At 65.2% G+C, this 13,476-nt stretch carries 10 protein-coding genes and 1 tRNA gene; 6 read left to right on the plus strand and 5 right to left on the minus strand.

The genetic code is table 11. From position 1 onward, the window contains the following. Positions 1-101: 101 nt before the first annotated feature. Together EL272_RS07055 and EL272_RS07060 are read right to left on the minus strand one after the other, a co-directional pair. Positions 102-1,190 (minus strand): PucR family transcriptional regulator, encoded by a 1,089-nt coding sequence (locus EL272_RS07055; RefSeq protein WP_041697435.1) that lies wholly within the window; start codon positions 1,188-1,190, stop codon positions 102-104. Between the two features lie 149 nt (positions 1,191-1,339). After that, a complete protein-coding gene (locus EL272_RS07060) occupies positions 1,340-2,701 on the minus strand; it encodes an ABC transporter substrate-binding protein (RefSeq protein WP_061786999.1) in 1,362 nt (453 codons plus the stop codon). 169 nt (positions 2,702-2,870) lie between these two features. On the opposite strand from EL272_RS07060, the gene aceE reads away from it, so the two are divergent. The 3 genes from aceE (at position 2,871) to EL272_RS07075 (ending at position 8,378) form a co-directional block, all read left to right on the plus strand. Then, complete coding sequence (gene aceE, locus EL272_RS07065; protein ID WP_014846524.1) at positions 2,871-5,633, plus strand: pyruvate dehydrogenase (acetyl-transferring), homodimeric type; 2,763 nt, start codon at positions 2,871-2,873, stop codon at positions 5,631-5,633. 98 nt (positions 5,634-5,731) lie between these two features. Next, positions 5,732-6,139 (plus strand): DUF3052 domain-containing protein, encoded by a 408-nt coding sequence (locus tag EL272_RS07070; protein ID WP_014846525.1) that lies wholly within the window; start codon positions 5,732-5,734, stop codon positions 6,137-6,139. Between the two features lie 25 nt (positions 6,140-6,164). Further along, positions 6,165-8,378: a 6-phosphofructokinase gene (locus EL272_RS07075; protein WP_126409374.1), complete on the plus strand. Its 2,214-nt coding sequence runs from the start codon at positions 6,165-6,167 to the stop codon at positions 8,376-8,378. Between the two features lie 19 nt (positions 8,379-8,397). Here the strand turns inward: EL272_RS07075 and EL272_RS07080 are convergent, their stop codons facing one another. The 3 genes from EL272_RS07080 to EL272_RS07090 all read right to left on the minus strand — a co-directional run bounded on the left by EL272_RS07080 (position 8,398) and on the right by EL272_RS07090 (position 10,403). Further along, the gene (locus EL272_RS07080; RefSeq protein WP_014846527.1) at positions 8,398-9,615 is read right to left on the minus strand and encodes a hypothetical protein; all 1,218 of its coding nucleotides are present in this window, start codon (positions 9,613-9,615) and stop codon (positions 8,398-8,400) included. A gap of 204 nt (positions 9,616-9,819) precedes the next feature. Beyond that, positions 9,820-9,893 (minus strand) — tRNA-Val (locus EL272_RS07085). A 42-nt stretch (positions 9,894-9,935) separates the two neighbouring features. Beyond that, positions 9,936-10,403 carry a GatB/YqeY domain-containing protein gene (locus EL272_RS07090; RefSeq protein ID WP_061786998.1) on the minus strand — a complete coding sequence of 156 codons (468 nt, stop codon included), beginning with the start codon at positions 10,401-10,403 and terminating at the stop codon, positions 9,936-9,938. 72 nt (positions 10,404-10,475) lie between these two features. On the opposite strand from EL272_RS07090, the gene prfB reads away from it, so the two are divergent. The 3 genes from prfB to ftsX all read left to right on the plus strand — a co-directional run bounded on the left by prfB (position 10,476) and on the right by ftsX (position 13,462). Beyond that, a complete protein-coding gene (gene prfB / locus EL272_RS07095) occupies positions 10,476-11,591 on the plus strand; it encodes a peptide chain release factor 2 (protein ID WP_014846529.1) in 1,116 nt (371 codons plus the stop codon). A gap of 265 nt (positions 11,592-11,856) precedes the next feature. Next, a complete protein-coding gene (ftsE, locus tag EL272_RS07100; RefSeq protein WP_014846530.1) occupies positions 11,857-12,543 on the plus strand; it encodes a cell division ATP-binding protein FtsE in 687 nt (228 codons plus the stop codon). 16 nt (positions 12,544-12,559) lie between these two features. Next, complete coding sequence (ftsX, locus tag EL272_RS07105; RefSeq protein ID WP_081490260.1) at positions 12,560-13,462, plus strand: permease-like cell division protein FtsX; 903 nt, start codon at positions 12,560-12,562, stop codon at positions 13,460-13,462. Positions 13,463-13,476: the final 14 nt, after the last annotated feature.

The raw sequence follows: 13,476 nt of genomic DNA on the forward strand, positions 1-13,476 counted from the left end.
TTTCGCCGGCGATGTGTGCGGCTGCGAAGGTGACGAAAATGGCTCGGGAGGGGTTGTGGGATTCCTACAAAACCTGATCCCGGGGACAACAATGGGCAGGTTCACTCCTGGAGACGTCCCAAAGTGATCGCCAGCCTCAACACATAGGCCTCGCGCGCATCCGTGGGGTTGTATCCCGTCACCTCCTGGATCCGCCGCAGACGGTAACGGACTGTGTTGGGATGGATGAACATGGCCCGGGCGGTGGCCTCCATCGACGACCCGGCGTCGAGGAAACCGACGCAGGTCTCCAGCAGTTCCTTGGAGCCTTTGAGGAGACCGAAGAGGTCGCGGGCCAGGGTCCTTCGGGCGTGCCCGTCACCCGCGAGGGCCCGTTCCGGGAGCAGGTCGTTCGACAACAGGGTCCTGGGACCCTCGGGCCATGCCCGGGCGGCCCGGTACCCGGAGGCCGCCGACCTGGCGGACGTGGGAGCCCCGCGGAGTCCCTCGGCGAGCGGGCCGATCACCACGGGGCCGGATGCGAAATGTGGCTCGAGTTCGGTCACCAGATCACACGCCCGGGCCGGGTCGGTCAGGGCCTCACCCGCGAAGATGCACACGAGACGCTCCCCCTGGGGGGCCGCAAGCATGTCCAAGGAGAGCCGCGCGGATGCCCTGCGCAGCTCGTCGATCCGCAGATTCTTCGGGGCGCTCGCTATGACCACCACCGTGGGCGCCTCGGAGTCCCAACCGAGGGTCGAGGCCCTGGAAGTGACGGATTCGTCAGCCTCGGCCCGGACCACCGCGTCGACGATCGTCGCTTCGATGCGCGAGTCCCACGCCCCCCGTGCCTCCGCAGCGCGGGCGTAGACCGCGGCTGCCACGAACGCGATCTCCCGGGAGTAGTGCACTATCCCCAGCAGCAACGGCTGCCGGTCAGCGCGCGGCAGCAGGAGCTGGATCTGCTCCTCGACCACATCGGTGGTGGTGCGCACCAGGTCGACGGTTTGTCGCAGGGAGATGCGTCCCGCGAGAGCCCGGGGAGCGGAATCGAAGATCGACTCGAATGAGAAAGCTGAGCCACTGACCCAGTTCACGAAACCGTCGATGCCTCCCCGGGCCAGCACGCTGATCCACGAGCGGGACTCGGCGTCGAGTTCCCCGAACCATGCGTGACGGATCTCCAGGGCCCTCAGGGTGGCGGTGTTCATGGTTGCAGTGGCGGCGCGCAGCCGCTTCAAGATGGCGGCCCGGGTGCGAGCCGACGACACGGTGGCGGGAAGGGTCCCCGGGCTTGCGGGTTTAGCGGTCATGGTGCTCGCCAGCCTACCGGCCGGGGGGATGGTTGCGTCTGCGGCGGTCAGCTCTTCGGCCAGGAGTTCTCGATCTCGGTCAGCACGTCCTGGGAGGACTTCTCCAAGGAGACCCAGTCCGTCATGCCCACCCAGAAGCTCCCGGTCCCCACGGAACCCGGCATCTGGTCCGAGGCGTCGAAGCGGAGAACACTGTTGTCGCTGGTGATCAGTTCGTAGGAAAGCCTGTCCACGGGGGAGGAAAGAATTGAGGGATCCAGTTTATTGTTGGCCGAGATCCAACCGGGTCCAGTGACCTTCGCCTTCGCGTTGCTGAACTCGGGGGAGGTCAGATAGGCCTGAAAGGCCCTCACCTCTTCGCGATCACTGAACGCAGCGGCGAATTCCCCTCCCATGAGAAGAGGCGGATCCGTCTCGGTGGTGCCCGGCAGGCGGAAGGCGAACACGTCGCCGTCCTCCGCGATCTTCTTGTCGGTGGGCCAGTTGACTTGGTAGAAGGAGGCCTGGCGGTGCAGGAAACAGGAGCCGTCCAGTATCGGCAGGCCCGCGGTGGTGAATGAAGTGGTGGCTATGGATTTCGCGTTTCCCAGTCCACCGTTGACGTAGGCGTCATTCTTCAGGATGTTCCCCGCCTGGTCCAGGGCGGTCACCACACGGGGATCATTGAACGGAATCCGGTGGGAAACCCACTGGTCATAGACGTCCGGGCCCGCGGTGCGCAGCATCATGTCCTCGAGCCAGTCGGTGGCCGGCCAACCGGTTCCGTTGCTGGCCTGGATTCCGGCGCACCAGGGTTTGGCCTCCGGGTGATCCTCGGCGATCTTCTGGGTCAGGGTGGTCAGTTCCTCCAGGGTCCGGGGAATTTGGTAGCCGTTCTCGGTGAAGGCACGCGGGGAGTACCAGACGAAGGATTTGACGCTGGCCCCCACGGGAACCGCGTATACCTTGCCGTCGACGGAGGCGTGGTCCTTCCATACCTTCTGATAGTTGGCCTCGAGGTTGGCCAAGGCCTGCCCCTGCACCTCCTTGACCCTGCCCGGGAAACGGGCGATGAGGCTTCTCAGCAGGCCGGGTTGCGGGAAATAGGCGATGTCCGGTGGGGCGTCGGCGTCGATCTTGCCGGGTAAACGGGTCTCGAACTCCCGGGATCCCTCGTAGTTGATCCTGACGCCCGTGCATTCCTCGAAGAGTTTGAAGGAGTCGATGTGGGACTGGTCCTCAGGGGAGACGATGGGGGTGTAGACGTTGACTGACCTTCCCCTGAGGGATCCGTACTGCGCGAAGGCGGCGCATTCGCCCGAGAAATTGCTCGGTGCATCCGTGGGATCCTCCACCGGCGCGCTGCTGCAGGCGACCAGGGACACGATGCTCAGCGCGGCAACAACAATCCGTTTCTTCACTCGGAACATCTCCGTCCTTTCCGCTGGGGCGGAACACGACTCCATCCGGTCACCTTGACACCGTGTGAGCGGGTTTGCAAGCCGGATGGGGCGGCCGCGGCCCGGCGATAATTCGCGGAAAGCCGGTTGCGCGGTATCTTTGCCACAGCTGTGCACACATCGCGACGAGAGGACTCACGTGAGCATCCAGGACCAGGTCGGGCCGATCCTCAACGGCCTGCCGACGAACCTCCCGGACACGGATCCGGGGGAGACCGCCGAGTGGCTGGAGTCGCTCGACGGGGTGATCGAGCACGGTGGCCGCAACCGTGCCCGCTACGTCATGTTGAAATTGTTGGAACGGGCGCGTGAACGCCACGTCGGGGTTCCCTCGCTGACCGGCACCGACTACGTCAACACCATCCCGGCGGACAAGGAACCGCCCTACCCGGGGGACGAGGACCTGGAACGCCAGATCCGCCGCCTGCTCCGCTGGAACGCCGCCATCACCGTTCACCGGGCCCAGCGCCCGGGCATCGGCGTCGGCGGCCACATCTCCACCTACGCCTCCGCCGCGACCCTTTACGAGGTGGGGATGAACCACTTCTTCCGGGGCAAGGACCACCCCGGGGGCGGCGACCAGGTGTTCTTCCAAGGACACGCCTCTCCCGGCATGTACGCCCGGGCCTTCCTGGAAGGGCGTCTCGAGGAAGCGGACCTGGACGGATTCCGTCAGGAACACAGCCACATCGTCGACGGAAAGGTGCGGGCCCTGCCCAGTTACCCGCACCCCCACCAGATGCAGAACTTCTGGGAGTTCCCGACGGTCTCCATGGGCATCGGCCCCATGAACGCCATCTACCAGGCGCAGTTCAACCGCTACCTGCAGAACCGCGGCATCAAGGACACCTCCCAGCAGCGCGTCTGGGCTTTCCTGGGTGACGGCGAGATGGATGAACCCGAATCCCGCGGCCTGCTGCAGCTGGCCGCCAACGAGGAACTCGACAACCTGACCTTCGTGATCAACTGCAACCTGCAGCGTCTCGACGGACCGGTGCGCGGCAACGGCAAGATCGTCCAGGAACTCGAGGCCTTTTTCCGGGGCGCGGGCTGGAACGTCATCAAACTGATCTGGGGCCGGGGGTGGGATCCGCTGCTCGCCGCGGACAGCGAAGGCGCCCTGGTCAACTTGATGAACGCCATCACGGACGGCGACTACCAGACCTTCAAGGCCAACGACGGCGCCTATGTGCGCGAACACTTCTTCGGGCGCGACGCCCGCACCGCTGCCATGGTGAAGGACTGGACAGACGACCAGATCTGGGCGCTGACCCGCGGCGGCCACGACTTCCACAAGGTCTACGCCGCGTACAAGGCGGCGACCGAGTTCACGGGGGCGCCCACGGTCATCCTCGCCCACACGATCAAGGGCTACTTCCTGGGTCAGCACTTTGCGGGCCGCAACGCCACGCACCAGATGAAGAAGATGGCCCTCGACGATCTCAAGGCGTTCCGCGACCGGGTTCATGTGCCGGTCTCCGACGCCGTGCTCGAGGCCGATCCCTACCGCCCGCCATACGTGAAACCCGGGGCGGAGGACCCGCGGATGCAGTACCTGCAGGAACGTCGCCGCGCGCTCGGCGGCTACGTGCCGGAACGTCGTGGGGACCGCAAGTTCATCTCGCTGCCGGGGGAGAAGGCCTATGAATCCGTCCGCAAGGGTTCCGGCAAGCAGGAGGTGGCCACCACCATGGCCTTCGTGCGCCTGCTCAAGGACCTGATGCGCGACAAGGCGTTCGCACCGCGCGTGGTGCCCATCATCCCCGACGAGGCTCGTACCTTCGGTATCGACGCCTTCTTCCCGACCATCAAGATCTACAATCCCGGCGGCCAGAAGTACACGCCCGTCGACGCGGACCTGTTCCTCAGCTACCGGGAGGCCACCAACGGCCAGATCCTCCACACCGGCATCAACGAGGCCGGTTCGATGGCGGCCTTCACCGCCGCCGGGACCTCCTACGCCACCCATGGCGAACCCATGGTTCCGATCTACGTGTTCTACTCGATGTTCGGCTTCCAGCGCACCGGCGACTCCATGTGGGCTGCCGGTGACCAGCTCGCCCGGGGATTCGTGATCGGGGCCACCGCCGGTCGCACTACCCTGACGGGTGAGGGCACGCAGCACATGGACGGCCACTCGCCGGTCCTGGCCTCCACCAACACTGCCTTCGCCGCCTACGATCCCGCCTACGGATATGAGCTTGCGCACATCGTCCGCGACGGCCTGCGCCGGATGTATGGGGAGAAGCCCGAGGACATCATGTACTACCTCACCGTCTACAACGAGCCCTACGTGCAGCCCGCCGAACCGGAGAACGTGGATGTTGAGGGAATCCTGAAGGGCATGTACCTGCTGCGCCCCGGCTCCTTCGACGGGGTCGGTCAGGACGCCCGCCGCGCCCAGATCCTCGCCTCCGGTGTCGGCGTGCCCTGGGCACTCGAGGCCCAGCAGTTGCTCAAGGACGACTACGGGGTGGTCGCGGATGTCTGGTCCGTCACGTCCTGGGGTGAGCTGCGTCGCGAGGGTCTCGCCCACGACAAGGCCAGGTTCAACGACCCGTTCGGGGAACACATCCCCACTTGGGTCGAGTCGAAGCTTGCCGGCACGCAAGGCCCCATCGTCGCCGTCAGCGACTACATGCACGCCGTGCCGGACCTGATCCGACCCTGGGTGCCGCGCGAGTACACGACCCTTGGCGCGGACGGTTTCGGTTTCTCCGACACCCGGGCCGCCGCCCGCCGCTACTACAACATCGACGGTCCCTCCATCGCCGTCGCGGTGTTGCAACAGCTGGCCCTGAAGGGTGAAGTGCCTCGCGAATGGCCCCTGGAAGCCGCCCGGCGGTACCGTCTCGACGACGTCACCGCCGGGGCCTCCGGCAAGACCGGGGACTCCGAGTGAGGGTCGTGCCCTGAACCGATCGGATCCCCCGGGTGCACAGGGCCCGGGGGATCTGGCAGGCTAGGTCTCGTGGGACACATAATTCAAGGGGAAGTGTCGTGACCGCCGCGCGGGGAGCCGAATTGCTCGGGCTGGACGCGGGTATGGTCGTCCAGGAACTGGGGTGGGACGAGGATACCGACCCCGACCTGCGCGACGAGATCATGGATGCCATCGACGCAGACATGATCGAGGACGCCATAGAGGCGGTGGACGTGGTCGTTCTCTGGTGGCGGGAGGACGACGGCGATGTGGTCGACGGCTTGGTGGATGCGATGAAGGATCTGGCTCCCACCGGTTTCATCTGGCTGCTGACCCCGAAGGTCGGCAGGCCTGGATACGTCTCCCCGAGCGACTTGGCCGAGGGAACCGCCACCGCGGGCCTGTCCCTGACCAGTTCCGCGAACGTGTCGCCGGAGTGGCAGGCACACAAGGTGGTTCGCCCCAAGGGAACCGCTCGACGTTGACACCCACCTCGGAGGGAGCGTGGAAATGACCGTCAGGACGAGAATCGGCGTGCTCACCTCGGGTGGGGACGCCCAGGGAATGAATGCAGCTGTGCGCGCGATCGTGCGGGGAGCGATCCAGGCGGGCGCGGAGGTTTTCGCCATTCAGGAGGGCTGGCAGGGAGCCGTCACGGGTGGCGATCACATCAAACAGATGGGGTGGAACGACGTCTCCGGGATCCTGAACAAGGGCGGCACCGTCATCGGGACGGCGCGCTGTCTTGAGTTCCGGGACCGCGAGGGGCGCAGGACCGCGGTTAGGAATCTCGTGACCTCCGGCATCGACCGGTTGATCGTGATAGGTGGCGACGGTTCCCTCACCGGCACCCGCCAGCTGCGCCTGGAATGGGGTGAGTTGCTGGCGGAGCTGGTGAACAGCGGAGAAGTGGGGCCGGAACTGGCCGAACGCCACCCCGTCCTCCAGATCGCGGGGCTCGCCGGTTCGATCGACAACGACATGGTTGGCACCGACATGACCATCGGGACCGACTCCGCGCTGCACCGCATAACGGAGGCGATAGATGCCATCTCCGCCACCGCGGAGTCACACCAGAGAACCTTCATCATCGAGGTGATGGGACGCAACTGCGGTTACCTGGCGTTGATGAGCGCCATAGCGGGTGGCGCGGACTACACCTTCCTGCCGGAATCCCCGCCCCGGGACGGTTGGGAGGACCGCATGGTGGATGTCCTCGGCCGGGGCAGGCGGGCCGGGAGACGCGACTCGATTCTGGTGGTTGCCGAGGGCGCCGCGGACCGGCAGGGCGAACCGATCACGGCGAACCGCATCCGCGACATCCTGAAGGAGAAGAGTGGGGAGGACGCCCGGATCACGATCCTGGGACACGTCCAGCGCGGCGGGAAACCCTCGGCCTACGACCGTTGGATGGCGACCGCCTGCGGCGTCGAGGCGGTTTCCGAGGTACTCGAAGCCAGTGCCGAGACCGAACCGGTTCTCGTCGGCGTGCACAGCGACCGGATCGGGACACGACCTCTGCTGGCCTCCGTGGTGGCGACCCGCAGGATCGCCGATTACATAGCAGAGGGTGACTACGAGGCCGCCATCTCGTCGCGTGGCCCCGGGTTCCAGATGATGATCGACATCTACCGGGCCATCACCGAGGCGCGGCCGTCGGTGGCGGATCCCGCGGGCAAAAGGATCGCGATCATGCACGCCGGGGCGTTGGCCCCGGGCATGAACCAGCTGGCGAGGGTCGCGGTGCGTTCCGGCATCGACCTCGGCTACCAGATGCTGGCGGTGCGCGGTGGGATGCCGGGCCTGATCGAGGGCAACTTCGACGATGTCAGCTGGGCTGATGTGGAGGGCATGGCGCACACCGGGGGAGCAGATTTCGGGACCCGCCGCTACGTCCCCTCGGAGTCCGAGCTCTACTCGATGGCGCGTCAGCTGGAGGACCACCGGGTGGACGCCCTCCTGGTGATGGGGGGATACCATGCCTACGCGTCGGTCGACCTGATGGAACGGGAACGTCGACGCTATCCCGCTTTCAACATCCCGGTGGCGGTGGTGCCGGCGAGTATTGACAACAACCTCCCGGGCTGGATGATGGCGGTCGGGGCGGACACGGCCCTCAACACGGTCGTGGATGCGATCGACATGCTGCGGATGAGCGACTCGGCCAGCAAACGGGCGTTCATCGTGGAGACGATGGGCCGCGGCTGCGGTTTCCTGCCGCTGGTCGGTGGCTTGGCCGGGGGAGCCGAGAAGGCATACCTACCGGAGACCGGAATAACCCTCGCCGAGCTCGAGACCGACATCAAGGCCCTCGTCGACGCCTTCGACTCCGGGCGGAACTTCTACCTGGCCGTGGTGGGGGAGGGAACCAGCGAGCACTACACCACAGATGTGCTGGGCAAGCTCTACGAGGCGGAGGGGAACGGGCGGTTCTCCGTGCGGGAGTCCGTGGTTGGGCACCTGCAACAGGGCGGCACCCCCTCGCCGTTCGACCGCATCAACGCCACCCGGCTGGCCTGGAACGCCATTGGGTACCTGGATCGTCAGTTGCGTGCCTGCCGGTCCGAGTACGCTGCTGCGCACGCCGGGGCCGAGGGCCTGTTCGCCCCGCTTCGTGACGTGACCGATGACATGGACTGGGAGAACATGCGCCCCCACACCCAGTGGTGGCGTTCCCTGCGTAAACCCTTTGACATCCTGAGCCGCCGCCCTGGCCAGAAATGACCGGGGTGGGTCCCGTTCGTCAGCAGAGGGGAAGGGCGACCCCGAAGTTGAGGCTGGCGGTGCAGTTCATGCCCGCCAGCTCCTGACGCGCGGTGGCCCCCCCGCCCACGGAGTCCGGGATTATGTTGCGCAGAATCAGCACATGACCATCGTTGGTTCGCACCAGGACGGTGAACATGACCGTGTTCGGCACCTGGTTCTCGGTCCGCACACCCGTGAAACCGCAGGTGGTGTAGCTCCCGCCCTGGGCCTGGCTGACCTTGTCCTGGGAGGCCGGTGTGGGCACGGGGGCGCTGAAACGTTCCTGCTGACTCGTTGAGAGCGCCTTACAGGCCTCCAGGAGGTCCTTCCCCTCGGGAATTTCAACCAAAGAGGTGACCTGGAGGCGGACATCAGTTTCGGAGTGCTGAAGACGTACCACCTTGCGGTTGGGTTCGGCCGACGGCTGGTCCTCACCGTATTCCCTCCAGCCCGTGGGAACCGTGAAGTGGGTGTCGTCGAGGACCTGTTCGCTCGCGGCCGGCCTCGCCCCCGCCGTGCTCTCGGGATCCGGGGATGCGGACGGAGCCGGTGCCGAGGAGCCTGACTTCTCCGGGGATGCACTGGCCCCTAAGGGCCACAGGGATGTGAACTCCCAGGTGCCGCGTGTGATCCAGGACCATGCCGTGAAACCGAGAGCGAGGATCAGGATCCCGGCCAGGATCACCAGGCCGATTCTTTTCAGCCTGCCCAGGAAATCAGGCCTGGCCGCTCGGGCCGGGACGATTTCCTCCTCGTTCCCCGCGTTCTCGTCGGCGGGTTCCGGGGAGAAAGGTGATGACGGTGTCGGAACGGGTTCGGGTGTGGTGCGTTTCGGGAGCTCGGGTTCCACCTCAACCGCCGATGCCCGGCTCCGTGCCTCGGCTACCGACCAGAAATCGGAGACCGGTTCGGGCCGGGGCCTTGGTCTGGTGGCCTCGCGTAGCGATGGGTAGGAGGTTTCCTGGTACCTCCGGTTCTCGATGTGAGGTGCCCCCGGGCCGTCGAGCGGGCTACGATCCGGTTCGTGCCACTGCTCGGGCTCCGGATCCGCGAATCTGCGGGCTCCTCTGCGTGCGGGCTCCGGATCGAAATCGGTTTCGGGAAGCGAACGACGTCCTCGGGCCGGGGCCGGGTCGATCGTCCTGGCGTGCCTGGCGGACACCCCGTGATCAGCCGACCTGCGGGGACCGGCGGACCACGACGAATCGTCCGTCATCCGTTTCCCCTTCCCGCCACGGCTGTTCCAAAGAGCCAGTCTAGGTCCCCCGGAAGTCTTCGTCATGTGTCGCATATCCGGATCGACCACTTCCGGGCCTTCGGGCCGGGCGATCCGGGTCCCTCCCGGGTTGGCCGGGGAAAGACGGGAGACCGGACCCGAATTTTGTTTTCCGCCGGCATACCGGCACACGGTGGCCCCCGGTGGGCGCAGAGGGACTTGAACCCCCGACCCCCTGCTTGTAAGGCAGGTGCTCTAACCAGCTGAGCTATGCGCCCTAGGGCTCGCCCATTGTGGCAAAGGGACGGGCCCGGGCCAAGTCAGCCGAGAATTGCTGCCTTGACGCGGGCCGCCACCTCCGCCCCCGGGGCGCGGCCCGCCGCGGCCGCGTTCACGGCCTTCACGAGGGCACCCATGTGCTTCATGGTGGGCGTCTCACCAGCCGCCCTCACCTTAGCGACCTCCGCCTCGACGAGGGCTTCCAGTTCCTCGTCGGTCAACGGGGTGGGCAGGTAAGCAGCCATGAATTCAGCCTCGGCATTCTCCTTTTCGGCGAGTTCCGGGCGCCCGGCCTCCGCATATGTCGCGGCCGAGTCGAGGCGCTTGCGGCGTTCCTTCGTGATCACCGCCAGCTCCTCGCCGTCGCTCAGTTCGCGCGCCACCTTGCCGGCGACCTCCTCGACGGTGATGGCGGCCAGCATCATGCGGATCGTGGACTTGGTGAACTCGTCCTTCGCGCGCAGCGCCTTCGCCAGTTCGGCCTTGAGGCGGGTTTTCGTAGCAGCCATTTGTTTCCTTTCTTCCGAGAACACCATTCAACCAGTCAACGGAACAGGGCCGAGACGGTAGACTGCCCGCTTGTGGCTGATGCAGACCTCATGACCCAGATTGACCAGTTGGACAGGTCCTTGGAATCCATTGAGGCGGTGGCCGACCTGCCGGGGCTGCGCGCCGAGATAGCGCAACTCGCGGAGGAGGTCGCCGCCCCCGATCTGTGGAACGATCAGGAGAACGCCCAGCGCGTCACCTCGACCCTCTCCGCACGACAGGCCGAGGTGGAGCGCCTTGATGGCCTGCGCGGCCGCCTCGACGACGCAGCAGTGATGCTCGAACTGGCCGTCGAGGAGAACGACGCGGAGGCGAGGACCGAGGTGGAGAACGAACTCAACCGGCTCGCCAGGGAAATCGAGGCGCTTGAGGTCCGCACCCTGCTCTCCGGCGAGTACGACTCCCGGGAGGCCCTGATCACCATCCGGGCCGAGGCCGGTGGGGTCGATGCCGCGGATTTCGCGGAGAAACTGATGCGCATGTACCTGCGCTGGGCCGAACGCCACGGGTATGCCGTAGAGGTCTACGACACCTCCTACGCGGAGGAGGCGGGATTGAAATCGGCCACCTTCGCCGTCAAGGCGCCGTTCGCCTACGGCACCCTGTCCGTTGAGCAGGGCACCCACCGCCTCGTGCGGATTTCCCCGTTCGACAATCAGGGCCGCCGCCAGACCTCCTTCGCGGGCGTCGAGGTGCTGCCCGTGACGGAGGAAACCGACCACATCGACATTCCGGAGTCCGACATCAGGGTGGACGTCTTCCGTTCCTCGGGGCCCGGTGGGCAGTCCGTCAACACCACGGATTCGGCCGTGCGCATCACGCATCTGCCCACCGGCGTCGTGGTCAGCTGCCAGAATGAGAAGTCACAGCTGCAGAACAAGGCGGCCGCCCTGAGGGTGCTGCAATCGCGGCTCCTGGAATTGGCCCGGCAGGAACGCGAGAAGGAGATGAACGCGCTCAAGGGCGACGGGGGGAACTCTTGGGGAGCCCAGATGCGTTCCTACGTGATGAACCCGTACCAGATGGTCAAGGATCTGCGAACCGAGTACGAGGTGGGGAACCCGGACGCGGTTTTCGACGGCGATCTAGACGGTTTCATCGATGCCGGCATCCGGTGGCGCAAGAAGAGCGGGTCCGCAACGAGGTAAAGGGGTTCGCGGCCGGGACGGTCCGGGCCAGGTGATCAGGCCGATCCCGGCCCGGCGTGAGCCGTTGGATGCCCGGGCGGGTGGAACAGCCGGCACGCCGCCGAGTGGCAGAGACGAACCGGCTTCCGGCGGCGCGCGGTCCATAACCCGGATCAACCATCCGCGGCGTGTTGGTTGGGCAGGTTTGGCGGGGCGTGGTTAACTGCTACAGGCCGTGTCCTGAGATACTCTCAGGAAACTTCCCCTAGTCGGTCGGAGCAGCACAGTGATCACTTTCGAGGACGTCACGAAGTTCTATCCCGGGCAGGACCGCCCAGCACTTCGCAACATCAACCTTGAGATAGCCAAGGGCGAGTTCGTCTTCCTCGTGGGTCAGTCGGGGTCCGGCAAGTCCACCTTCCTGCGCCTCATCCTGCGGGAGTACCGGCCGACGAAGGGCACGCTGTACGTCGCGGGAAAGAACCTTTCAACCCTCAACCAATGGAAGGTGCCGGTGCTGCGGCGCCAGATCGGAACCGTGTTCCAGGATTTCCGTCTGCTTCCGGGAAAAACCGTCTACGAGAACGTTGCCTTCGCCCTGCAGGTGATCGGCAAGCCGTCACGAGTCATCCGGGAGGTGGTTCCGGAGACCCTCAGGCTCGTCGGCCTGGAGGGAAAGGAGAACCGGCTGAACGAGGAGCTGTCGGGCGGTGAACAGCAGAGGGTCGCGATCGCACGGGCTTTCGTGAACCGGCCGAAGATCCTCATCGCCGACGAGCCGACGGGAAATCTCGATCCGGAGACCAGCGTCGGCATCATGAAACTGCTCGACCGGATCAACCGGACCGAAACCACCGTGATCATGGCCACCCACGATTCCTCGATCGTGGATCAGATGCGACGCCGCGTCCTGGAATTGCGCAAGGGTGAACTCGTGCGCGATCAGGCCAAGGGTGTCTACGGCGTCAACTGAGAAAGCGGGAGGAAAAATGCGGCACACGTTTCGGGAGACCTGGTCCGGGTTGAAGCGCAACATGGCCATGACCATCGCGGTCATAGTCACCATGTCGGTTTCCCTCTCGCTCTTCGGGGTCGGGTTGCTCACATCCATGGAGGTGGATCTGGTCAAGGACCGCTGGTACGGCAAAGTCGAGATTTCCGTGTTCCTGTGCGTGGAACGCAGCACGGGGGGTACGTGTGAACCGGGGAAGGCCACCACGGACGCCCAGCGCAAGGCGATCGAGGAGGCCCTGAAGGCGAACCCCGAGGTCAAGGAGGTTTTCTACGAATCCAAGGAAGAAGCCTTCAAGGAGTTCCAGAGGGTGTTCAAGGACTCCCCGGTCCTCGCGTCCCGCACCGTTGAGCAGATGCAGGATTCGTTCCGCATCAAGCTGCTGAACCCCGAGAACTACAAGGGAGTGGTGAGCGAGGCCCAGGGGCTCCAGGGAGTTCAGAACGTCAGGGACCTGAGGAGCGTCCTCGATCCCGTGTTCAACACTCTCGGCGGGCTCCAGTGGGCGACGATCGGCATGAGTGTCCTACTGCTGCTCGCGGCGGCCCTGCAGATCTCCACCACCATCCGGATGGCTGCCTTCACCCGTCGGCGTGAAATCGGCATCATGCGTCTGGTCGGGGCCTCCAACTTCTACATCCTGCTGCCGTTCCTGCTGGAAAGCCTCATTGCAGGTCTGATCGGCGTGCTCATTTCATCTGGCTCAATTGCAATTACCTATTTGCTATTGATTGAGCAAACCGCCAGACCCTCAATCCCAGCTATAGCTTGGATTGGCGCGGATCATGTTTTCAATGCCATCATTTGCATAGCAGTGGTTGGCGTTGCATTGTCGGTCATCCCGACGCTGCTGGCGACCAGAAAGTATCTAAGAATCTGACGTGTAAGGAGATC

Source organism: Arachnia propionica (assembly GCF_900637725.1).
Classification (GTDB): Bacteria; Actinomycetota; Actinomycetes; order Propionibacteriales; family Propionibacteriaceae; genus Arachnia; species Arachnia propionica.

What these genes read in the sequence shown, in the direction of transcription:
- EL272_RS07055 (WP_041697435.1), bottom strand. Translation starts at nt 1,190, where the DNA reads ATGAACACCGCCACCCTGAGGGCCCTGGAGATCCGTCACGCATGGTTC.
- EL272_RS07060 (WP_061786999.1), bottom strand. Translation starts at nt 2,701, where the DNA reads ATGTTCCGAGTGAAGAAACGGATTGTTGTTGCCGCGCTGAGCATCGTG.
- EL272_RS07075 (WP_126409374.1), top strand. Translation starts at nt 6,165, where the DNA reads ATGACCGTCAGGACGAGAATCGGCGTGCTCACCTCGGGTGGGGACGCC.
- EL272_RS07080 (WP_014846527.1), bottom strand. Translation starts at nt 9,615, where the DNA reads ATGACGGACGATTCGTCGTGGTCCGCCGGTCCCCGCAGGTCGGCTGAT.
- EL272_RS07090 (WP_061786998.1), bottom strand. Translation starts at nt 10,403, where the DNA reads ATGGCTGCTACGAAAACCCGCCTCAAGGCCGAACTGGCGAAGGCGCTG.
- ftsX (WP_081490260.1), top strand. Translation starts at nt 12,560, where the DNA reads ATGCGGCACACGTTTCGGGAGACCTGGTCCGGGTTGAAGCGCAACATG.